General features: G+C 69.2%; 17 protein-coding genes. 12 read left to right on the top strand and 5 right to left on the bottom strand.

Annotation, left to right across the window (positions count from 1 at the left end):
• The first annotated feature begins 22 nt into the window (after positions 1-22).
• Positions 23-925 (top strand): DNA-3-methyladenine glycosylase family protein, encoded by a 903-nt coding sequence (locus AB4Y94_RS03155; RefSeq protein ID WP_441724642.1) that lies wholly within the window; start codon positions 23-25, stop codon positions 923-925.
• 72 nt (positions 926-997) lie between these two features.
• On the opposite strand, the gene AB4Y94_RS03150 is transcribed toward AB4Y94_RS03155, so the two are convergent.
• From AB4Y94_RS03150 to AB4Y94_RS03140, 3 genes are all read right to left on the bottom strand, one after another.
• A complete protein-coding gene (locus AB4Y94_RS03150; RefSeq protein ID WP_441724640.1) occupies positions 998-1,948 on the bottom strand; it encodes a hypothetical protein in 951 nt (316 codons plus the stop codon).
• 44 nt (positions 1,949-1,992) lie between these two features.
• Entirely contained in the window at positions 1,993-3,315 is a 1,323-nt protein-coding gene (locus tag AB4Y94_RS03145) for a GNAT family N-acetyltransferase (protein ID WP_441724638.1), read from the bottom strand.
• Between the two features lie 69 nt (positions 3,316-3,384).
• On the bottom strand, positions 3,385-4,308 hold the full coding sequence (locus AB4Y94_RS03140; RefSeq protein ID WP_441724636.1) for a DsbA family protein: 924 nt from the start codon (positions 4,306-4,308) through the stop codon (positions 3,385-3,387).
• Positions 4,309-4,458: 150 nt separating this feature from the next.
• Between AB4Y94_RS03140 and AB4Y94_RS03135 the strand changes: the two genes are divergently transcribed.
• The gene (locus tag AB4Y94_RS03135) at positions 4,459-5,589 is read left to right on the top strand and encodes a glycerate kinase (protein ID WP_441724634.1); all 1,131 of its coding nucleotides are present in this window, start codon (positions 4,459-4,461) and stop codon (positions 5,587-5,589) included.
• Positions 5,590-5,651: 62 nt separating this feature from the next.
• Here the strand turns inward: AB4Y94_RS03135 and xylB are convergent, their stop codons facing one another.
• Complete coding sequence (gene xylB, locus AB4Y94_RS03130) at positions 5,652-7,064, bottom strand: xylulokinase (RefSeq protein WP_441724632.1); 1,413 nt, start codon at positions 7,062-7,064, stop codon at positions 5,652-5,654.
• Positions 7,065-7,261: 197 nt separating this feature from the next.
• Complete coding sequence (xylA, locus tag AB4Y94_RS03125) at positions 7,262-8,455, bottom strand: xylose isomerase (protein WP_441724630.1); 1,194 nt, start codon at positions 8,453-8,455, stop codon at positions 7,262-7,264.
• 99 nt (positions 8,456-8,554) lie between these two features.
• Here xylA and AB4Y94_RS03120 point away from each other — a divergent pair, with 99 nt between their 5' ends.
• The 10 genes from AB4Y94_RS03120 to AB4Y94_RS03075 all read left to right on the top strand — a co-directional run.
• Positions 8,555-9,757: an ROK family transcriptional regulator gene (locus AB4Y94_RS03120; RefSeq protein WP_441724628.1), complete on the top strand. Its 1,203-nt coding sequence runs from the start codon at positions 8,555-8,557 to the stop codon at positions 9,755-9,757.
• 340 nt (positions 9,758-10,097) lie between these two features.
• The gene (locus tag AB4Y94_RS03115) at positions 10,098-11,420 is read left to right on the top strand and encodes an ABC transporter substrate-binding protein (RefSeq protein ID WP_441724626.1); all 1,323 of its coding nucleotides are present in this window, start codon (positions 10,098-10,100) and stop codon (positions 11,418-11,420) included.
• A 72-nt stretch (positions 11,421-11,492) separates the two neighbouring features.
• Positions 11,493-12,467, top strand: a complete 975-nt coding sequence (locus tag AB4Y94_RS03110; protein ID WP_441724624.1) for a carbohydrate ABC transporter permease — start codon at positions 11,493-11,495, stop codon at positions 12,465-12,467.
• The gene (locus AB4Y94_RS03105; protein WP_441724622.1) at positions 12,467-13,360 is read left to right on the top strand and encodes a carbohydrate ABC transporter permease; all 894 of its coding nucleotides are present in this window, start codon (positions 12,467-12,469) and stop codon (positions 13,358-13,360) included. Before AB4Y94_RS03110 ends, AB4Y94_RS03105 begins: the two co-directional genes overlap by 1 nt.
• 25 nt (positions 13,361-13,385) lie before the next feature.
• Positions 13,386-15,746 carry an alpha-xylosidase gene (yicI, locus tag AB4Y94_RS03100; protein ID WP_441724621.1) on the top strand — a complete coding sequence of 787 codons (2,361 nt, stop codon included), beginning with the start codon at positions 13,386-13,388 and terminating at the stop codon, positions 15,744-15,746.
• A gap of 8 nt (positions 15,747-15,754) precedes the next feature.
• A complete protein-coding gene (locus AB4Y94_RS03095; protein WP_441724619.1) occupies positions 15,755-17,236 on the top strand; it encodes a GH1 family beta-glucosidase in 1,482 nt (493 codons plus the stop codon).
• A 27-nt stretch (positions 17,237-17,263) separates the two neighbouring features.
• Positions 17,264-18,451: an ROK family protein gene (locus AB4Y94_RS03090; RefSeq protein WP_441724617.1), complete on the top strand. Its 1,188-nt coding sequence runs from the start codon at positions 17,264-17,266 to the stop codon at positions 18,449-18,451.
• Positions 18,448-19,680 carry a multidrug effflux MFS transporter gene (locus AB4Y94_RS03085; RefSeq protein ID WP_441724616.1) on the top strand — a complete coding sequence of 411 codons (1,233 nt, stop codon included), beginning with the start codon at positions 18,448-18,450 and terminating at the stop codon, positions 19,678-19,680. Before AB4Y94_RS03090 ends, AB4Y94_RS03085 begins: the two co-directional genes overlap by 4 nt.
• Positions 19,681-19,744: 64 nt before the next feature.
• On the top strand, positions 19,745-20,431 hold the full coding sequence (locus AB4Y94_RS03080) for a phosphatase PAP2 family protein (RefSeq protein WP_441724615.1): 687 nt from the start codon (positions 19,745-19,747) through the stop codon (positions 20,429-20,431).
• A gap of 130 nt (positions 20,432-20,561) precedes the next feature.
• Positions 20,562-21,876: saccharopine dehydrogenase C-terminal domain-containing protein (locus AB4Y94_RS03075; RefSeq protein ID WP_441724613.1), on the top strand; the 1,315-nt coding region annotated here is incomplete at its 3' end.

The following is a 21,876-nucleotide window of genomic DNA, read 5'->3' as shown; positions in this document are numbered from 1 at the left end:
CCGCCTCGGTTAGCCTCGACGCATGCAGTTCGAGTCGACGTACGCGCCCCGCGTGCCGGTGAACCTGCGGGCCACGCTCGGCCCGGTCGGGCGCGGCCCGTTCGACCCGACGTTCCGGTGGGACGGTCCGTGCGCCTGGCTCACCCTGCGCACCGCTGCCGGGGCGGCCACGCTGCACCTGCGGCAGGGGGCTTCGATCGCAGCCCGGGCCTGGGGGCCAGGCGCAGAGCTCGCCATCGCGGGCGTGCCGGCGCTCCTCGGCGCTGACGACGACTGGGCCGGGCTCGACGTGAGCGGGCATCCGCTGCTCCACGAGACCCGACGACGGATGCCGGGCCTGAAGCTGGCGCGCACCGGCCGGCTGTTCGCGGCCCTGGTTCCGGCGATCATCGAACAGAAGGTCACCAGCGTCGAGGCGCTCCGCAGCTGGCGACGGCTGGCGACGAAGTTCGGTGAGCCGGCGCCGGGACCCGCGCCGGACGGGATGCGGGTCATCCCGAGCGCTGATGCCTGGCGCCGGATTCCCTCCTGGGAGTGGCACACCGCCGGGGTCGGACCGAACCGCGCGGAGGCCGTGGTGCGCGCGGCATCCGTCGCCTCGTCGCTGGAACGCGGCGCCGCCATGAACGCGACAGAGGCGGCGCAGCGGATGCGCACCGTGCCGGGGATCGGCGTGTGGACGGCCGCGGAGACGGTGCAGCGTTCGCACGGGGACCCGGACCACGTCAGCGTCGGCGACTACCACCTGGCCGCCTTCGTCGGCTGGGCGCTGGTCGGGGCGCCGGTGGACGACGACGGGATGCTCGAACTGCTCGCGCCGTGGGAAGGGCAGCGGCAGCGGGTGGTGCGGCTGCTGGTCGCGAGCGGGTTCCGGAAGCCGTCGTTCGGCCCGCGAATGACGATCCAGGACCACCGCGGGCACTGACGGGTCTCGACAAGCTCGAACACCGGGTCTCGACAGGCTCGAACACCGGGCCGGTGGTTGAGCCTGTCGAAATCAGAGTGTGGGCACCAGCCGGCCGACCGGCTGGCAGGGCTGGCCGCCGACGAGATTCAGGCACGGGGCGAAAATGGCGGGGTAGGGCACGGTGTCGGTGGGCCCGAACCAGCGGTTGTAGAGGATCCAGAAGTTGAGGTTGCCGTACGCGGAGCACTCATCGCCGTCTTGTGCGACGTTCGCCAGCGCCGCCGCGTTCGGCTGGTACGGCGTGTAGTTGTACAGGTTGGCGGTGGCCTGGTTGCGGATCTGCACCGGCGTTGACCCGCACGCGGCGTTCGGGTGGTACCCGACGTCCACAGTGCCGATGTGGTAATCGCGCACCGGTTGCTGCGTGTACTGCCGGAACTGCCAGGCCGCGTTGTACACCTGGTTGAAGAATCCGAAATACTCGGTGTCGCAGTCGGCGGTGTCCGGGCACCCGTAGCCGGTGGCGCGCAGGTAGCCTGAAGCACTCGGCCGGGTGACCAGGGATTGCTCCTTCTGCAGCAACACCAGCAGCACCCGCGGGCTGATCCCGCACGCCTCCGCGACCTTCGCGATGATGCGGCTGGCCCGCTCGTTCTTCGCCCCGTCGTAGGCCGCGCAATGCCCGGCGCCGACGGCCGGCTGCGACACGGTGTCCTGCCGGAACCAGGACAGGCACGGCGACGAGCTGTCGCGCGGCTTGCACGGATGGGCGACCAGGAAGTCCTGGATCTCGCTCTCGGTCATCGCGTGGGCGTTGAAGAAGTTGTAGTCGCTGATGATCAGGCCGGGGTCGAAGCCGCGCCCGCCGTGGTCATTGACGGAGCTATGGACGGAGCTGTCGGCGGAGCTCCCGGCGGCGGTGGCCGGCGTCGCCCCGGCGGTGCCGGTCGCCACTGCGACGACGGCGATCAGTGCCGCGACAGCGACCATCGCAAGCCGGCGAACGCGAGTCGGACGGCGCGTTGCGACGAGGACAGTCATGGGTTCGACCCTACCGGGCGCCGCTGGTGGTGGGCTGCGAAAGCCTAGAACCAGGTGCTCAGCCAGGGCGCATACGGGGAGTGGAATGTGTTGTCGAGCCGGGCGGCGGCATCCGTTGTGCCTTCGGTGATGCGGCCGGCAGCGGCCAGTGCCTGCGCGCCGGTAGCGCCCAGGTACAGGGCGGCGAGATCGGCGGCGGAGAGCGACAGGCGGATCGCGTCGGTCGGTGCTGCTCCGGGAGGCAGCGGATGCGCACTCGCTCGGCCGTCCCGCACCGCGAGCAGGTAGGTGCCGCCGATGAGGCCGAGCGGATCGTCGACCGTCAGCGCGAATGTGCCGTCTGCGGCATATGTTCGTCGCTCGAGCGCGGCCGGCAGGTCGAGGATGCGGAGCCACAGGTGGTCTCGTTCGTCGGTCTTCCGCACCGAGCGGTAGTCGGAGACCTGCCAGGAGACCGTCTCCCGGGTGCGACGCAGGGGTGCGCGCACCTCGTTCACCAGGTCCATCTCCAGCACGTAGCGCCACAGGGCGGCGGAGGCCTCGTCGGTTGCCGCGACCAGGTCGCTGATCTCGAGCCGGCCGGGGTAGCCGCCCGGGCCGTGCACGAACCGGTACACCGCGTAGCCCTGCAGCCGGCCGGACTCGTCGTCGTAGCGGACGGCTCGCATGGCAGGGTTCGTGTCCTCCTCGTCCGGCGGGAACAGCCCGAGGATCTTCCGCCACAGGTCGTCGCGGCGGTCGACCTCGCCGGGCGATGTCTGCCGGGCCCTGGCGAACACGCCGGGGGCTTCGGACAGGAGCGAGGCCGGGGTGACAAGGTGGACGCGACCGGCCGGCACCGGTCCGAGGAAGCGGGCCCTGGCGGTGTCGATCGAGTAGTCGGCACGGTATGCGGAGGGGGCGAACCCGTACCGGGCGTAGATGGTGGCCTCGGAGACGGTGAGCATGGCGATCGGCAGGCCCGCCCGCTGTGCGGTGCGAAGCTCGCCGCCGAGCAACGCCCGTGCGATTCCGCGGCGACGGTGGGTCGGCGCGACGGTCACGCTGCTGATCGCCCACGCCGGAAGCACGTCGCCGCCCGGCACCGTCAGGTCCATCACCCAGGTGCGCACCGTGGCGACCGGGCTGGCGGGATCGGCAGCTGAGGGGTCCCACACCCCGGTGACCCGGTCGTCGCCGAAGCTGTCGAGCAAGGCGGTGATGCGTTCGTCGTTCGGCACGCGGTCATGGAAGCCCTGGGTCTCGGCCAGCAGCCAGCGCCGCGCGGCGGCTGTGTCGGCGTTATCGATGAGGCCGAGTTCCAGGCCGGCGCCGGCCAGGAATCGGGTGGATTCCGGATCGGGCGGGACTGCTGAGAAGTCGGTCACGGGCCCACCCTAGCCGGGGCGGTCGGCGTCGCAACAGCTCGAGCATGCGCCCCGGCCGGCCGGGTGGACCTACCCGGCTGGAGTCGGCGTGCGGGTGGCGGGGGTCGGCGCGGTCGTGCCGGCCGTCGCCTGGGTCTGCACGAAGGCAGCGAACGCGGCGGCATCATCGAGTGCCCCGGAGTAGGCCGTGCCGTTCACCAGCACGGTCGGGGTGCCGGTGACCTTCGGCACGGTGGAGTTCGGCAGCGGTCCGGCCAGCGCCCGTTTGGTCGCGGCGCCCACCCACGGCGCGAAGGTCTGGCCGGCGATGCAGGTGGGGACCCCGGCAGCCGTCACGCCGGCACCCGTGACCAGGCTGGCGAGCGCGTCGTCGGTCAACCCGCTGGTGTTCTCGGCCGGTTGCTTGGCGAACAACGCGGTGTTCACCGCGAGGAAGTGGTTGGGGTCCATGTCGGCCACGCAGGCGGCGGCGTTGGCGGCACGGGTGGAGTACTTGGTGCCGGACGATGAGCTGTCCAGGATCGATATCGGATGCACCTCGAGGGTGGCATTGCCGGCGGTCACCCACCCGGCGATCTGCTGCGCGTTCGTGGTTTCGAACTGGCCGCAGAACGGGCACAGGTAGTCCACGTAGGTCACGATGTTCACGGTGCCGGCCAGGCTGGTCCGGTCGGTGGCGGTGGGTGTGGCACCGGCCGCGATGGCGGGCGTGGTGACGGCGGTGACGGATGTGCCGTCTCCGGTGAGCAGGATCCCGTCGCTGGCCATGTTCCGCGGCCCGGTCGCCGCTTCCGGGCGCACCCCGTTGACGATCACGATCGCGACGATGGCCGCGATGGCGACGATGCCGACGGCGACCCCGCCGCGCCAGGCCAGCCGGCGTCGCCGCTGCCGCTTCTGTTGCTCCTCGCGCAGCATCCGAGCCTTCTCGCGAGCGAGATCCCGGCGGTCCTTGCGCGGGGGGAGTGACTGGCCGGGAGCCGGACTCATCATGTGGTTGCCGTTTCGTCGGGGATGTGGGCCCACGCTACGAGCCCCGCCTTTGCGTGTGGTTTCGGTCTGCTGTGACATTCCTGTGAGTTCGCCCGGCCCGCGGGGGGAGCGCACTCCACGGCCGTGCCCCCGCCTGCCATGCTGGTCCCCATGTCGACCCGCACCGTCGTGATCGCCCCGGATTCCTTCAAGGGAACGGCCGGCGCGGCCGATGTCGCCCGGGCACTCGCTGCCGGCTGGGCGAGTGTGCGCCCCGACGACACCGTGCGGCTCCTGCCGATGGCCGACGGCGGTGAGGGCACGGTCGAGGCCTTCGAGACTGCGGTGCCCGGTGCGCAACGAATTCCGGTGCGAGTGCAGGGTCCAAACGACCGACCGGTCGACGCTCACTGGCTCCTCCTGCCCGACGGCACGGGCGTCGTCGAACTGGCCAACAGCAGCGGACTCACGCTGCTGGGCTCGCTGCGTCCGCTGGACGCCCATACCCTCGGGTTCGGCGAGGCGATCCGCGCGGCACTCGACTACGGCGTCCGCCGCCTGGTCCTCGCGCTCGGCGGCAGCTCGTCGACCGACGGCGGGGTGGGCGCATTGGTCGCGCTCGGCGGCACCTTCCGCGATGCGGCGAACCGACCGGTGCGCCTCGGCAATCGGGGACTGGGCACTCTCGCCACAGTCGGCCTGGCCGGGGTGCGGCCGCTCCCGGTGGACGGCGCGGTGATCCTCTCCGATGTGACGAACCCGTTGCTCGGGACGCACGGCGCGGCATCCGTTTTCGGTCCGCAGAAGGGCGCGAATGCGGCGCAGGTACTCGAGCTGGAGTCGAACCTCACGCGGCTGGCGCGGCTCATGCGGGGGGTCGACCCCGAAACGCCGGGCACCGGGGCCGCGGGCGGGACCGGGTTCGGGCTCCTCGCCTGGGGCTCCACGATCCGGTCCGGCGCCGCGGCGATCGGGGAGGCGGTCGGCCTGCCGGGCGCCATTGCCGGGGCATCCGTTGTCATCACGGGCGAGGGCCGGTTCGACGCCCAGTCGGCCGCCGGGAAGGTGCCGAGCTACGTGGCCGGCCTGGCGGAGGCATCTGGTTCCCTGGTGATGCTCGCGGCCGGGTCGATCGAGGCCGATACTGGCGGCTTCTCAGCCTCGGTGTCGCTCACCGAGCTTGCCGGCACCGCACAGGCGGCGATGGCCGAGCCGCTCTGGTGGCTGGCGCTGGCCGGCGCGCGGCTGGCCGCCGACTACGGCGCAATCGGTGCCCTCACTCAGGAGAATGCTCGGGAGTAACCCCGCGTACGCGCGAGGTGCCCCCGAATGTCCTGAATAAGTTCCGGGATTGTTAAGAGGAATCAGCGACGGGCGGCGTACTGCCTGCGGATCAGCGGCCTGAAGTCCGGCGCGGGCCGCGCGGCGATCGATAGCGCCCAGCTGGGCCGCGCACCCGAGAGCGCCCACGCCGCCTGAGCGGCTGCCCCGTCCGCCACGTATTCGCCGGGCGCCGGCACGACGACCGGCGCGTCGAACACCTGCGCGGCGATGGCCTGCACCGCCGGGTTCAGGGCCGCACCGCCGATCAGGAGGATCCGCTCCGCCGCGACGCCGTGGCTGAGGAGCGCGTCGAGGCCGTCGGCCAGCCCGCAGAGCAGCCCTTCGATCGCGGCCCTGGCGAGGTTCGGCCGGGTGGTTGAGGCCAGGGTCATTCCGAAAACAGATGCCGTCGCATCCGGCAGGTTCGGGGTGCGCTCGCCCTCGAAATAGGGTTTCAGCACCAGGCCGCCCGCCCCGGCTGGCGACTCAAGCGCGAGTCGGCCGAGTTCGGCGTGGTCGACGCCGAGCAGCCCCGCGACAGAGTCGAGGATGCGCGCCGCGTTCAGGGTGGCGACCAGCGGCAGGAACCGCCCGCTGGCGTCGGCGAATCCGGCGACCGTGCCGGTGGCATCCGTTGCCGGTGTGTCGGTGACGGCGAAGACGGTGCCGCTGGTGCCGATGGACACGATCACGTCGCCGGCTGTCGCCCCGAGGCCGAGGGCCGCGCCCGCGTTGTCGCCCGCGCCCGCGCCGACGACGAGGCCGGCCGGTATACCGGTTGCCCCCGACGTAGTGCCGGCCGATTCGCCGGGGTCGAGCACCCGGGGCAGGACCGCGCCGTGGCCGAGGGCGCGCTCGAACAGGTCGACGTCGTACTCACCGGTGGCCGGGGACCAGTACCCCGTGCCGCTCGCGTCGGAGCGGTCGGTGGCCAGCTCGGTGAGCACCGGCCCGAGCCGGCTCTCGCCAGCCGCGCCGAAGCCCCGGAGCCGCCAGGTCAGCCAGTCGTGGGGGAGCGCGACGGCGGCCACCCGGGCGGTGTTCAGAGGCTCGGCGCCCTGCAACCAGCGCAGCTTGGTGTTCGTGAAGGACGCGACCGGCACGGATCCGGTGCGCCGCGCCCACTCCCCGGCGCCGACTTCGGCGATCAGGTCCAGCGCGGCCGGGGCGCTGCGGGTGTCGTTCCAGAGCAGGGCGTCGCGGATCACCCGCCCGTCGGCGTCCAGCGCGACCATGCCGTGCTGCTGCGCCGCGACAGAGATGGCCGACACGTCGTCGAGTCCGCCGGCATCCGTTATCGCTGCCTGCAGGGCGTCCCACCAGGCGGCAGGATCGACCTCGGTGCCCACGGGGTGGGAGGCCCGGCCGGTGCGGACGAGGGCGCCGGTGCCGGCATCCCGGATCACGATCTTGCAACTCTGCGTCGACGAATCGACTCCGGCAACCAGGGTCATGGGTTCATTCTCCACGGGTAGGGGTCTGATCAAGGGGTGAAACCGGGCTCTCGCGGGGGCCCCGGCTGCATAACTCCTGCAATTTCGGATGCCGCCGCCGACGAGCCGCGGAATTCCGGCGGGGCCGACTCGGCCGGATTGCAATTGCAGGAGTTATGCGCACGAGGCCCGGTAGCGGCCTGCGCGGCAGGCACGCCCTAGCCGCGGGCTCCGAGCAGGTGCTCGAGCGCCAGCTGCTGCAGGCGCACAAATCCGAAGCCCTTGGCATTGAAATAGGCGTCGGCGTCGAAGTCCTCGTAGGCGCTGTGGTCAGCAATCAGGTCGTCGTACGACTCGCCCGCGTCAAGGGTCGGCTGCGACAGCTCCGGCACGAGCGAGGCGGCCAGGGCCTCCTGCACCTCGGGGTCGGCGCGGAACGAGGCGGCCCGCTCCTTGAGCAGCAGGTAGGTGCGCATGTTCGCGGCCGCGGAGTCCCACACGCCGGTGATGTCCTCGGTACGCGACGGCTTGTAGTCGAAGTGGCGTGGGCCATCGTATGACGGGCCGCCGTTCGGGCCGCCGTTCTCGAGCAGGTCCACCAGCGCGAACGCGTTCTGCAGGTCGCCGTGGCCGAACACCAGGTCCTGGTCGTACTTGATGCCGCGCTGCCCGTTCAGATCGATGTGGAACAGCTTCCCCTGGTACAGCGCCTGCGCGATGCCGGCGGCGAAGTTCAGCCCGGCCATCTGCTCATGCCCGACCTCCGGGTTCACCCCGACCAGCTCCGGCCGCTCGAGGGTCTCGATGAACGCCATCGCGTGTCCGACGGTGGGCAGCAGGATGTCCCCGCGGGGTTCGTTCGGCTTCGGCTCGATGGCGAAGCGGATGTCGTAGCCCCTGTCCGTGACGTAGTCGCCGAGCAGGTTCACGGCTTCCCGGTAGCGCTCCAAAGCCTGGCGGATGTCCTTGGCCGCATCGTATTCGGCGCCCTCGCGGCCGCCCCACATCACGAACGTCTTCGCGCCGAGCTCGACGCCGAGCTCCAACTGGCGGATCACCTTGCGCAGAGCGAACCGGCGCACCGAGCGGTCGTTGGAGGTGAACCCGCCGTCCTTGAACACCGGCGCGCTGAACAGGTTCGTCGTGACCATCGGAACCACGAGGCCCGTAGCGTCGAGCGCCCCCTTCAGGCGGTCGATCTGGGTCTGGCGGTCGGCATCCGTTGATCCGAACGCGAACAGGTCGTCGTCGTGGAAGGTCAGGCCGTACGCGCCGAGGTCGCTGAGCCGGTGCACGGCTTCGACGACGTCGAGCGGCGCGCGGGTCGGGCCGCCGAACGGGTCGGCGCCGTTGTAGCCGATGGTCCAGAGGCCAAAGGAGAACTTGTCGTCGCGGGTGGGCGTGAGAGCCATGGGTGTCCTTCAGCTTCGTTGATGATTTGTTGGATGTGAGAACATATTACGGCATGGCTGGTTCTGCGACAAGCGCATGCCGCCGCTAAGGTTCATTCCATGTCCTCGCTCGCCGGCCTCGCGCAGGCCGATGCCCCGCCGCGCGGCACAGCCGACCAGTTGCGCCGGCAGAACCTTGCCCGGTTGCTGACCCTGATCCACCAGAACGGTTCGCTGTCACGGGCCGAACTCACCCGGCGCACCGGCCTCAACCGCTCCACCGTCGGAGCGCTGGTGGCCGACCTGGTCGCCCTGGACCTAGCTTTCGAGACCATGCCGGACTCCGGAAGCCGCGCCGGCCGGCCCAGTCCCATCGTCAATCCCGGCAGAACGGTGGTGGCGATCACGGTCAACCCGGAGGTCGACGCCATCCACATCGCACTGGTCGCCCTCGGCGGCCGGGTGCTGCGCACCGTGCACCTCGACGTCGAGTCTCCGCTCACCGTGGCGGAGGTCGTCACCCGCAGTTCGGCCGCGATCGCAGGCATGCTCTCGGGGCGGGAGCCCGCGGTGCGCGTGATCGGAGTCGGCCTCGCCGTCCCCGGCCAGGTGCGCCTCTCCGACGGCCAGGTGCGGGAAGCCACCCATCTCGGCTGGTTCGAAGAGCCGATGGCAGCGATGATGGCCCGCGCCACCGGGTTCCCCACCTGGGCGGCCAACGCCGCCATCGTCGGGATGCGCGCTGAGGGCGTCTTCGGGGCCGGCCGGGGCGTCGACGACCTGGTGTACTTCATCGGCGGTTCCAGCGGGATCGGCGGGGGAGTCGTCACCGGCGGCCAGTGGATGACCGGTTCCGCCGGGTATGCCGGCGAGTTCGGCCACACCTTCGTGCAGAGCGCGGGCACCGCCTGCCACTGCGGGGCCAGCGGATGCCTCGAAGCCGAGGTCACGCAGCGGGCGCTCCTGGAGGTGGCCGGCCTCCGGCACGACGAGGCCGACGAACTTGCGGTTGCGCTCATCGGGTCAACGGACCCGGCGGCCGCCGCGCTGGTGTCGCGAGACCTCGAACTGCTCGGCATCGCCGTTCGTAACGCCGTGAATGTGTTCAACCCGGCCAGGGTCGTGCTCGGCGGTTTCCTGGCCGAACTCTACCGCGCCGGCGGCGATCGGGCCCAGTCGTTGGTGGGCGCCGCCATCCGCTCGGCCAGGGAGAGCGTGACGATCGTGCCGGCCGCCCTCGGCCGCGACCAGCTGATGATCGGCGCCGGGGAACTGGTCTTCGCCGGCCTCCTCGCCGACCCCTCAGGCGCCCTCTCCCGCTGACCCCCCCTCCCGCCGCCCTCCCTTCCGCCGCCCTCCCTCCCGCTAGCCCCTCCCGCGAGACCGCACTTGTTGGGGTTATGACGCCCGGATAACCCCAACAAGTGCGGGTTCGGCGGGCGGGAGGGAGGTGCGCCGGGGAGCTTTGTTGACGGGGGGAACATTCGCCCGGGTGGGGCCGGAGGGCAGGCGGGAGGGGTGCGCGCGAGCAGCGATGCGTCGAATTGATCCCAGAACCTGCTTGCAGAATGCCCTCCGCTGTGCTTATGTTGTGCACGTCAACAAATTGCATCGGAGTGGCTGCAGCCTGCTACGCATCCGCTCCACTACAAGGAGGTATTCGATGCGTAAGAGGCATCTCGCACTGGGCGCCATGCTGGTCGCCGGTGCAATGCTGCTGGCCGGTTGCTCGACCAGCGGCGGCAGTTCCAGCGACACAGTGAACAAAAACGTCGACGGCGCGGGCAAGACCCTCACCCTCTGGCACTTCGAGAGCGAGACCAGCGCCATGGGTATCGCCTGGGACCAGGCGATCAAGACGTTCGAGAAGGAAACCGGCGCCAAGGTCAAGTTCGAGGCGAAGAGCTTCGAGCAGATCCGCTCCACCGCCAGCCAGGTGCTGAACTCCAACGCCGCACCCGACATCCTCGAGTACAACAAGGGCAACGCCACGGCGGGGCTGCTCTCCAGCCAGGGTCTGCTGTCCAACATCGACAAGGCCGTCGACGCCTACGGCTGGGACAAGAAACTCGCCCCGTCGCTGCAGACCACGGCGAAGTACGACGACAAGGGCATCATGGGCTCCGGCAGCTGGTTCGGCGTGCCGAACTACGGCGAATACGTCGAGGCCTACTACAACAAGGACATGTTCGCGAAGTACGGCATCGAGGTGCCGACGACCCAGGACGAACTCGTCACTGCGATGCAGAAGTTCACCGACGCCGGCGTGACCCCGCTCGCCGAGTCCGCAGCGGAGTACCCGCTCGGCCAGCTCTGGTACCAGCTCGCCCTGACCAAGGCCGACCGCGCGTTCGTCGACGACTACCAGCTCTACAAGGGCAAGGTCGACTTCAGCGGACCGGAACTGAGCTACGCAACCGCCACGATCAAGGACTGGGTGGACAAGGGCTACATCTCCAAGGACGTCACCGGCGCCAAGGCAGAGGATGCCGGCACCAGCTTCATCAGCGGCCAGTACCCGATCTTCTTCTCCGGCAGCTGGTGGTACAACCGCTTCAACACCGAGGTGAAGTCGTTCGACTGGGGAACCTTCCTCTACCCGGGCGCGAAGATGTCGCCCGGATCGGCCGGCAACATGTGGGTGGTCCCCGAGAAGGCCCAGAACAAGGACCTCGCCTACAAGTTCATCGACATCACCATGCGTCCGGAGATCCAGGCACTGATCGGCAACAACGGCGGCGTTCCCGTCGCAGCGGACAGCGCCGACATCACCGATCCCAAGAGCAAGGAACTGATCGACAACTTCAACACGCTGACCGGGGCTGACGGCATCGCCTTCTACCCCGACTGGCCCACCCCGACCTTCTACGACCAGCTGAACGCCGGCCTGCAGGAGCTCATCAACGGCACCAAGTCGGCCAAGGACGTCAACAAGGAACTCGGCGACGAGTACCAGTCGGGCGTCGACGACATCGTCAACCAGTAACACCCTGCGGGAGGGTCCGGCATCCGGCCGGCCCCTCCCGCACCGCTTGCCTCCCAACGAAAGGCCCGGCCCATGACAGCCGTGATACCCGCTGACGTCGCTGCTGACATCACGCGGAATAGAAAAGCCCCCAGCGAAAGCCTGCTCCCGCACAGCGGCCGCGGTGGTTTCTGGTGGTACCTGCTTCCCGGCTTCGCCCTGCTGGCCGTGGTGGTGCTCGTGCCCCTGGTCTGGAACATCTACCTCAGCTTCACCTCGTACCGCGGCATCCGCCCGCCGAAGTGGATCGGCCTCGCCAACTGGACCAAACTTCTCGGCGACGAGAAATTCTGGACCTCGTTCGGCAACAGCGTCGCCATGATCATCGCAATGGTGATCGTGCCGACACTGCTCGGACTGCTCCTGGCCGCCATGCTGTTCGACCTGATCGGAAAGAAGTTCGGCGGACGGCTGGCCAGCTTCCTCAGGGCCACCTATTACCTGCCCCAGATCCTGCCCGCCGTCATCGCGGCCATCGTGATCGGCTGGATCCTGCGCCCGGAGAACGGCGCCCTCAACTACGTCCTGCAGGCGGTGGGCCTCGGCTCGCTGCAGCACAACTGGCTCGGCAGCCCCGACACCGCACTGGCCTCGATCATGGTCGTGATGGTCTGGGTGCAGATCGGATACCCGGTCGTCATCTTCATGGCGGCGCTGCAGCGGGTGGATCCCGAGCTCTACGAGGCGGCGGAACTGGACGGCGCGAACTGGTTCCAGCGGTTCCGCGCGATCACGGTCAGCATCATCCGGCCGGAGATCTACGTCGTCACGCTCACCTGCACGATCGCGGCGCTCAAAGTGTTCGGTCCGATCTACACCCTCACCCGCGGCGGCCCGGGCACCGCCACCATCGTGCCCAGCTACTACTCGTACAGCGAGTTCTTCCAGAACCAGCAGGTCGGCTACGGCGCCACCATCGCCACAGCCCTGACGCTGCTCATCATCGTGGTGTCTGTTCTGTTCATTTCCGCCCAGAATCGCTCGGAGCGCAAGGAGCGTGAGATCTGATGACCACCCAACTCGCACCCGTTCGGACGGCCCAGCCGGCGCCAGCGCGTAAAACCCACCGGCAGAAGCCCAAGAAGACCGTCGCCGATTGGGTGATCCTCGCGGCCGCGATCGTGGCCGGCGTGGCCATCGCAGTGCCCTTCCTGCTGATCCTGGTCAACTCGTTCAAGTCGCCGGCCGACTACAACACCGGTGGCCCCCTGCAGTTGCCGAGTCACCTGTACTTCGACGGTATCGTCAACTTCTGGGAGCGCGTCGCCTTCCCGCAGAAGCTCTGGAACAGCGTCTTCATCAGCGGGATGGTGGCCGTGCTCGCGGTGCTCATCTCGGTGCTGAACGCCTACGCACTGGGCATCGGGCGGGTCAAGGCTCGCGTCTGGATCATCGTTCTGTTCCTGCTGGCGAACATGATCCCGCAAGAGGCCCTGCTGTACCCGCTGTACTTCATGTTCAAGCAGGTCGGCCTCTACGACAACGTGTGGAGCGTCATCATCATCTTCACGGTGATCCAGAGCGCGTTCGGCACCTATCTGCTCTCCAGCGTCTACGGCACCTTCCCGAAGGAGATCCTCGAAGCGGCGTCCCTCGACGGTGCCAGCCGGTGGACCATCCTGTGGCGCGTCATCGTGCCGATCAGCAGGCCCACACTGTCGGTGCTGTTGATCTTCTTCTTCATCTGGACCTGGAACGAGTTCCTGATCCCGCTGGTGTTCCTGGTCAGCAATGACAACCAGACGGTACCGGTGGCGATCAGCGTGCTGCAGGGCGACCGGCTGATGGACGTCACCACGACCAGCGCCTCCGCCCTGCTCGGCCTGATCCCCACGCTCATCTTCTTCCTTATCTTCCAGCGCACCCTGACCCGCGGCATCACCGCCGGCGCCGTCAAGTAGCAGCACACACGACCACAGGAGTCACATGAAATTCACCGACGGTTTCTGGCAGACCAGGCCCGGCGTCACCCCGCTTTACGCCCAGGAGGCGTACGACATCGTCGCCGGTGACGACACCCTCACCGTCACGGCGCCGACCCGCGTCATCGCCGGTCGTGGCGACACCCTCAACCGACCGACCCTCACGGTGACGCTCAGCTCGCCACTGCCGAACATCGTCGGCGTGAGGATCGAGCACTTCCAGGGCGGCCGCGACGAGATCGGCTTCGACCTCGCCACCGAGACCGGGCACGTCCGCGTGGCGACGACGGATGCCTGCGGCACGCTCACGACGGGCGAGCTCACGGCGTCCGTCGCCCACGGCGCACCCTGGAACCTGAGCTTCAGTGCGGGCGGCAGAACCTTGACGCACAGCGGCGCCAAGTCGCTCGGGTACGTGCAGGTGGCACCGGGCGCCGAGGTGACCAGCGGAATCGTCGGCAATGCCCGCTCCGCCGACACGCAGCATCCGCCGCAGCCGGCCTCGTTCGTGCACGAGCAGCTCGCCCTCGGCGTCGGCGAACTCGTCTACGGCCTCGGTGAGCGCTTCGGGCCGCTGGTGAAGAACGGGCAGGTGGTCGACATCTGGAACGCTGACGGCGGCACCTCCAGCGAGCAGGCGTACAAGAACGTTCCGTTCTACCTCACCAACCGCGGCTACGGCGTGCTGGTCAACCATCCCGGGCATGTGTCGTACGAGGTCGGCTCGGAGACGGTCGAACGGGTGCAGTTCTCGGTGCCGGGGGAGAGCCTCGAGTACTACCTCATTTACGGGCCGAGCCCCAAGCAGATCCTCGAGCGCTACACCGCCCTCACCGGGCGCCCCGCCCGGGTGCCGGCCTGGACCTACGGGCTGTGGTTGTCGACGAGCTTCACCACCAACTACGACGAGGAGACCGTCACCGGCTTCATCGACGCGATGGCCGAGCGGGACCTGCCGCTGTCGGTGTTCCATTTCGACTGCTTCTGGATGCGCGAATTCAACTGGTGCGACTTCGAGTGGGACCCGCGCACCTTCCCCGACCCGGAAGGCATGCTCGGCCGCCTGCACGCGAAGAACCTGCACGTGTGCGTCTGGATCAACCCGTACATCGGGCAGCGATCCCCGCTGTTCGCCGAGGCCGCCGCCGCCGGCTACCTGGTCAAGCGCCCGAACGGCGACGTCTGGCAGTGGGACCTGTGGCAGGCCGGCATGGGCCTGGTCGATTTCACCAACCCGGATGCCACAGCCTGGTACCAGGGGCACCTCCGGCGCCTGCTGGGCCAGGGCGTCGACGCGTTCAAGACCGACTTCGGTGAGCGGATCCCGCTCGAGGTCGACTACTTCGACGGCTCCAGCCCCGAGCGCATGCACAACTACTACACCCAGCTCTACAACCAGGCGGTCTTCGACGTGCTCGAGGAGGTACGCGGCGAGGGCGACGCGGTGCTGTTCGCCCGCTCAGCCACTACCGGCGGCCAGACCATGCCGGTGCACTGGGGCGGCGACAACACCTCCAGCTACGAGTCGATGGCCGAGACCCTTCGCGGCGGGTTGTCCCTCGGGTTCAGCGGGTTCGGTTTCTGGAGCCACGACATCGGCGGCTTCGAGGGCATGCCCGACGCCGGCGTGTTCAAGCGCTGGACCGCATTCGGCCTGCTCTCCAGCCACAGCCGGTTCCACGGCAGCAGTTCCTACCGGGTGCCGTGGATCTTTGACGAGGCAGCCGGCATCGATGAAGCGGATGCCCAGAGTGCGGTCAGCGTGACGCGCAGGTTCACGAAGCTCAAGCTCTCCCTGATGCCGTACCTCTACGCCGCCGGTTTGGACGCCGCCAGGGTCGGCACCCCGGTGATGCGTCCGATGCAGCTGGAATTCGCCGGCGACCCCGCAGTCGACTACCTGGACCGGCAGTACATGCTCGGCGGCGACCTCCTGGTCGCACCGGTGTTCTCCGCCTCCGGCGACGTGGAGTTCTACCTGCCCGCCGGCACCTGGACGAACTACTTCACCGGGGAGCAGGTGCAGGGGCCGGTCTGGCGCCGGGAGACCCACGGTTTCGACAGCCTGCCGTTGTACGTGCGGGAGGGCGCGGTGCTCCCGATCGGCGCCCGAAGCGACCGGCCGGATTACGACTACCTCGACGGCCTCGTCCTCGCGGTGTATCCGTCGGCTGCCGCATCCGCCGGGGCGGTTCACACGGTCAGCGTGACCACGCCGGAGGGGCCGAGTGCCGACTTCACCGTCGAACGCTCGGCCGGGCAGTTGCGTGTCACAAGCGATTCCACGGCTTCGTGGAGCGTTAAGGTCAGTACTGGGGGCGGCGTCGTCGGCCAGTTGAATGGAGAGGCGGTCGTAACACTGTGAGTAGCACTGTGAGTACCGAAACCACACCAACCGGAACAGTCGAAAGCGCGGACTATCGCGACGGCGGGCTGGCCTTTCCCGCCGCCTTCGTGTTCGGATCGGCCACTGCGTCGTACCAGATCGAGGGGGCCGTGAACGAGGGCGGCCGCGGACCGTCGATCTGGGACACCTTCAGCCACACCCCCGGGCTGGTCTGGAACGGCGACACCGGAGATGTGGCAGACGACCACTACCACCGGCTCGAGGAGGACCTCGAGCTGATGAAGAGCCTGAACCTGCAGGCGTACCGGTTCTCGATCGCCTGGCCGCGGATCCAGCCCACCGGCGTGGGACCGGCGAACCAGGCCGGGCTCGACTTCTACTCCCGCCTCATCGACGGCCTGATCGAACGCGGCATCACCCCCGTCGCGACGCTCTACCACTGGGATCTCCCGCAGGCCCTTGAAGACGAGGGCGGCTGGGCAAACCGCCGGACGGCGCTGGCCTTCGGCGAATACGCCCGCATCGTGGGCGAGGCCTTCGGTGACCGGATCGCCGTCTGGACCACCCTCAACGAACCGTGGTGCTCCGCCTATTTGGGCTACGCCTCCGGCGCCCATGCACCCGGGCGCACCGAACCGCTCGCTGCGCTGCAGGCCGTGCACCACCTCAACCTGGCCCACGGCCTGGCCATCCAGGAACTGAAGAAGGTCGTGAGCAACGACCCCCAGTTCTCGGTCACGCTCAACCTGCACGCCATCCGTGGTGAGGGTCCGACCGGCCCGGAGGCGGTGCGCCGGATCGACGCGCTGGCCAACCGGGCCTTCACCGGGCCGATGCTGCACGGCGCCTACCCGGCCGACCTGCTCGAAGACACCGCATCGATCACCGACTGGTCGTTCGTGCTGCCCGGCGACACCGACATCATCAAGCAGCCGATCGACATCCTCGGCGTCAACTACTATTCGACGACGCTGGTGCGGGTCTGGGACGGCGAGGGCGAGCGGCTGAGCGCGGATGGGCACAAGAACGTCGGCGCGTCGCCGTGGCCCGCCGCCGACAACATCGAATTCCTCGCTCAGCCCGGCCCGTACACGGAAATGGGCTGGAACATCGAGCCGAGCGGCCTCGAAGAGTTGCTGCTGGCCGTGCACGCCGAGTTCCCCGGCCAGCCGCTGATGATCACCGAGAACGGCGCCGCGTTCCCCGACGTCGTGACGGATGCCTCGGTGACGGATGCTGGTGCATCCGTCGGCCCCGCCGTGCACGACGACGACCGGATCGACTACCTGCGACGGCACATCACGGCCGCGCACCGGGCGCTGCAGCAGGGAGTGGACCTTCGCGGCTACTTCGTCTGGTCGCTGATGGACAACTTCGAGTGGGGCTACGGGTACTCCAAGCGTTTCGGGATCGTGCGCGTCGACTACGACACCCTCGAGCGGCTGCCCAAGGACAGCGCCCACTGGTACGCCGAGCTCGCAGCCACGAACCGGATCCCGGCCCGATGAGGGCGGAGTGACCATGGCCGTGGCGTCATGACCCCGCCTCCGGCGCGCGGCAACAACCTCGACACCGTCCGGCAGCACAACCTGTCGACGGTGCTCGGGATGGTTCACCGTGCCGGCGCGGCGTCCCGCTCTGAACTGACCCGGAGCACCGGCCTCAACCGTTCGACCATCGCCGCACTGGTGGGTGAGCTGGTCGAACTGGGACTGGTGAACGAGAGCGAGCCCGACGCCAACAACCGGGTCGGCCGGCCGAGTCCGGTCGTCACCGCCAGCGGACGCGTCTGCGCGATCGCCATCAACCCCGAGATCGACGCCGTGACCGTCGGCGTGGTCGGCCTCGACGGCACCGTGCACCACCGGGTGCGGTACCCCACCGAGTCGGTGCCGACCGTCGCCGACGCGGTCGCGATCGGGCGTTCCATCATCGACGGGATGCGGCCGGATCTCGACGACCGGTACCGCGTCGTGGGCATCGGAGCGGCCATCCCCGGGCTGGTGCGGGTCTCCGACGGGGTGGTGCGCCTGGCGCCGCACCTGGACTGGCGGGACGAGCCGTTCGCCGAACTCCTCGCCGCGGCCACCGGATTGCCCGTCGACGCCGGCAACGACGCCAACCTCGGGGCCAACGCCGAACGACTCTTCGGCGCCGGTCGCGGCTACGCCGACCTCGTCTACCTGAACGGGGGCGCCAGCGGCATCGGCGCCGGGGTCATCGTCGACGGCAAACCGCTCACCGGCCGATCCGGATACGCCGGTGAACTCGGCCACACCCTGGTGAACAGCACCGGCATCCGCTGCCACTGCGGGGCGATCGGGTGCCTCGAGACCGAGGTCAGCCAGTCGGCCCTGCTGCGCGTGCTCGACCTGCCCGGCGCCGACCCGGACGAACTCGACCGGGCGCTGGCAGGGGCATCCGCTGACGAACGCGTGCTGGCGGAAGTCGAACGGCAGCTCGGCCACCTGGCCGTGGCGGTGCGGAACGCCGCCAACGTGTTCAACCCCGAGCTGATCGTGCTGGGCGGTTTCCTGGGGGCGTTGATCGCCGTCGCTCCGGGCCGGCTCGAGATGCTGGTGACCGAGCACGGTCTTGGCGCGACGGCCGAGTCGCTGGTCATCGCCCGCGCCGAACTCGGCTCCAGGCTGCTCATGATCGGAGCCGCCGAACTGGCCTTCGGCAGTCTCTTGGCCGACCCGGCCCGCATCCCGTTTCCGTGAGCATCACCCACCCCGGCGACGCACTGTCGCGCAACCAACGCCTGGCCTACATCGTGGTCCTCGGCGCCCTGACCGCGCTCGGGCCCTTCACCATCGACCTGTACCTGCCTGCATTCCCGCTGCTCGAACAGGACCTCGGAGTCTCGGCCACCCAGATCCAACTCACCCTGACCGGGACCATGATCGGTTTCGGCCTCGGGCAGCTGATCGTCGGGCCGTGGAGCGACACGGTCGGCCGGCGGTTGCCGCTGCTGCTGGCCACCGGGTTCCATGTGCTGGCCTGCGTGGGCGCCGCGATGTCCGCGGACATCGTCTGGCTGAGCCTGTTCCGAGTGCTGCAGGGATTCGGCGCGGCGGCTGGGGGCGTGGTGGCGATGGCGATGGTCCGCGACCTGTTCGGCGGCAAGCCGCTGGTCAAGATGCTGTCCCGGCTCGCCCTGGTCAGTGGACTCGCCCCGGTGCTGGCCCCGGTGACCGGCTCCCAGCTGCTGCTGGTGATGGACTGGCGGGGAGTCTTCTGGGTGCTCGCCGCGTACGGCGCCGTCGTCATCCTGGCTGTCGCCGCGCTGGTGGCCGAGACCCTGCCGGCGAGCAGGCGGCGTTTCGCCGGCCACAGCACGCTCGGCCAGCGCTACCGTGCCGTGCTCACGGACCGGGTGTTCGTCGGCGTGGCGATCATCGGTGCGATGACGTTCACCGGATTGTTCGCCTACCTGGCCGCGTCGCCGTTCCTGTTCCAGCAGGTCTATGCGTTCAGCCCGCAACAGTACGGCCTGCTGTTCGCCGTAAACTCGGTCGGCGTCGTGCTCGGGGTGCAGCTGGGGTCGATGGTCATGCACCGCACTACCATCGGGCCGCAGTGGATCCTCGCCGTCACCACAGCCGTGCTGGCCATCACCTCGGCCACGATCGTCGTGCTCGACACGTCCGGCGCGGGTCTCTGGGGCACGCTGGTTCCGCTCTGGTTCTTCATTGCGGCCTGCGGATTCACCATGCCCTGCGTCCAGGTGCTCGCCCTCAACGCCCACGGCCACGAGGCCGGGACCGCAGCGGCACTGCTCGGAGCGGCGAACTTCGGCGTCGCCGGACTGATCTCGCCGGTGGTCGGCCTGCTCGGGGTGAGCGACTCGGTGCCGATGGGCGCGGTGATGGGCGCCACCTCCGTGGTGTCGGTCCTCGCCCTCTGGCTGGTGGTGCGGCCGCGGCAGGTGCCCGCCCTCGCCCCGTAGTCCTGTGCGTACTCGCAGGTTCCGGGCGCCTGTGCAACCGGGAACATCGACCTAGCATGGGCTCATGGACAGCAGCGTGAGCAAACCCGAGGTCGCGGCAGAACCGGCGGCGAAGCGCGTCTCGGCGCGCTGGCCGCTGATCAGCGGATTCAGCGCCCTCGCGCTCGCGGTCGCCATCGGCGCCCTGATCACCCTTCGTGAGAAGGGCAAACCGCTCTGGATCGACGTCGAATGGCTGCAGGAACTGGTCGAGCACCGCTCGCCGTTCTGGAACGTGCCCTCCCTGGTGATGAACTACATCGGCGCCGGCATCATCGGGGTCTTCGTCGTGCCGGTGCTGATCGTGGCCATCCTGCTGTTCATCAAACGACCATGGGCCGCGGGCTACTACCTGCTGGCCACGCTGGTCAGTTCCGGCCTCGTGCAGCTGCTCAAGCACCTGTTCGGGCGGGCGCGACCCGAGGACATCCTGGTGATCAGCGACTTCGGTTCATTCCCGTCCGGGCATGTGGCCAACGCGGCGGTGATGGCCACCACCCTGGCGATCATCTTCCCCAAGACCTGGGTATGGGTCGCCGGCGCCGTCTACACGGTCATCATGCTGCTCTCCCGCACCTACCTCGGCGCGCACTGGCTCTCCGACACGATCGGCGGGATGCTGCTCGGAGTCGGGGTGGCCGTCGCGCTGTGGGCGCCGTTCGCCGCCAAGCTCAACGGCGAGCGACATCTGGCGCCCGCGAAACGGGGCTGAGCGCCCGTCGCGGACCGCCCGGTCCCAGCGTGCGACTTCGGCTTGAATCCTCCGTTTTCGGTGGGATCTCCACCGGATCGGATGGTCGACGGGGCAGACAACAACGGATGCCGCACGGTAGCGTCAGTCCATGAGGATACTTCTGGTGGGTGCCGGCGGCGTCGGCGACGCCATCGCCAAGATCATCGCGCGGCGCTCGTTCTACGAGCACGTCGTCGTCACCGATTACGACCTGGCCCGCGCGGAGCGCACCGTCGGCTTCATCGCCGAACGCCACGGGGCGCAGGTGGCCAGCCGGTTCACGGCGGCGCAGATCGATGCGTCGGACCCGGACGTGGTCGCATCCGTTGCCCGCGGGCACCGCGCAACCCATGTGATGAACGCGGTGGAACCCGCGTTCGTGCCGTCGATCTTCGCCGGCGCGCTGGCGGCGGGGTGCGACTACCTCGACATGGCGATGAGCCTCTCTGAGCCGCATCCGGCACACCCGCACGCGCTGACCGGGGTGAAACTCGGCGACGACCAGTTCGCGCGGGCCGGGGACTGGGAGGCCGCCGGGCGCCTGGCGCTGGTGGGGATGGGGGTCGAACCGGGGCTCTCCGACGTGTTCGCCCGCTACGCCAGCGACCACCTGTTCAGCCGGATCGACGAGCTCGGCACCCGCGACGGAGCCAACCTGGTGGTGCGCGACGAGTTCGGCACCGAGATCTTCGCCCCGTCGTTCAGCATCTGGACCACCATCGAGGAGTGCCTGAACCCGCCGGTGGTGTTCGAGAAGGACCGCGGCTGGTACACCACCGAACCGTTCAGCGAGCCTGAGGTGTTCGAGTTCCCGGAGGGGATCGGAGCGGTCGAATGCGTGAACGTCGAGCACGAGGAGGTGCTGCTGATGCCCCGCTGGCTCGATGCGCGGCGGGTCACCTTCAAGTACGGGCTCGGGGAGGAGTTCATCGGAGTGTTGAAGACGCTGCACCTGCTCGGGCTGGACAGCGTCGAACCGGTTCGGGTGCGCTCGGCGGACGGGCCGGCACACGTCGCACCGCGCGACGTGGTGGCGGCCAGCCTGCCGGACCCCGCCACCATCGGCCCGCGGATGACCGGCAAGACCTGCGCCGGAGTCTGGGTGACCGGCACCGGCCTGGACGGCACGCCGCGGGAGGTGTATCTCTACCATGTCGCCGACAACGAGTGGACGATGGCGGAGTACGGCTCCCAGTGCGTGGTCTGGCAGACCGCGCTGAACCCCGTGATCGCACTGGAACTGCTCGCGACCGGCGTCTGGCAGGGGCAGGGCGTGCTCGGGCCGGAGGCCTTCGACGCGAAGCCCTTCCTCGACCTGATGCAGGCGCCGGTGGCGGAGGGCGGCTACGGGCAGGCCTGGGGCCTCGAGGAACGGGCGCCGGGCGCGGCTGCCGCGCCGGCTGGCCCGGCGGCCGACCCGGGGG

This window comes from Glaciibacter sp. 2TAF33 (assembly GCF_052114945.1).
In the GTDB taxonomy this organism is placed as follows: Bacteria; Actinomycetota; Actinomycetes; order Actinomycetales; family Microbacteriaceae; genus Cryobacterium.
Note: the sequence above shows the minus strand (reverse complement) of the source record. Positions and strands in the feature narration are given on the sequence as shown.

Coding starts and splice junctions, on each gene's coding strand:
- AB4Y94_RS03135 (WP_441724634.1), top strand. CDS start 4,459: ATGTCGACCCGCACCGTCGTGATCGCCCCGGATTCCTTCAAGGGAACG.
- AB4Y94_RS03120 (WP_441724628.1), top strand. CDS start 8,555: ATGTCCTCGCTCGCCGGCCTCGCGCAGGCCGATGCCCCGCCGCGCGGC.
- AB4Y94_RS03080 (WP_441724615.1), top strand. CDS start 19,745: ATGGACAGCAGCGTGAGCAAACCCGAGGTCGCGGCAGAACCGGCGGCG.
- yicI (WP_441724621.1), top strand. CDS start 13,386: ATGAAATTCACCGACGGTTTCTGGCAGACCAGGCCCGGCGTCACCCCG.
- AB4Y94_RS03090 (WP_441724617.1), top strand. CDS start 17,264: ATGACCCCGCCTCCGGCGCGCGGCAACAACCTCGACACCGTCCGGCAG.
- AB4Y94_RS03150 (WP_441724640.1), bottom strand. CDS start 1,948: ATGACTGTCCTCGTCGCAACGCGCCGTCCGACTCGCGTTCGCCGGCTT.
- xylB (WP_441724632.1), bottom strand. CDS start 7,064: ATGACCCTGGTTGCCGGAGTCGATTCGTCGACGCAGAGTTGCAAGATC.
- AB4Y94_RS03105 (WP_441724622.1), top strand. CDS start 12,467: ATGACCACCCAACTCGCACCCGTTCGGACGGCCCAGCCGGCGCCAGCG.
- AB4Y94_RS03155 (WP_441724642.1), top strand. CDS start 23: ATGCAGTTCGAGTCGACGTACGCGCCCCGCGTGCCGGTGAACCTGCGG.
- AB4Y94_RS03110 (WP_441724624.1), top strand. CDS start 11,493: ATGACAGCCGTGATACCCGCTGACGTCGCTGCTGACATCACGCGGAAT.
- AB4Y94_RS03115 (WP_441724626.1), top strand. CDS start 10,098: ATGCGTAAGAGGCATCTCGCACTGGGCGCCATGCTGGTCGCCGGTGCA.
- AB4Y94_RS03140 (WP_441724636.1), bottom strand. CDS start 4,308: ATGATGAGTCCGGCTCCCGGCCAGTCACTCCCCCCGCGCAAGGACCGC.
- xylA (WP_441724630.1), bottom strand. CDS start 8,455: ATGGCTCTCACGCCCACCCGCGACGACAAGTTCTCCTTTGGCCTCTGG.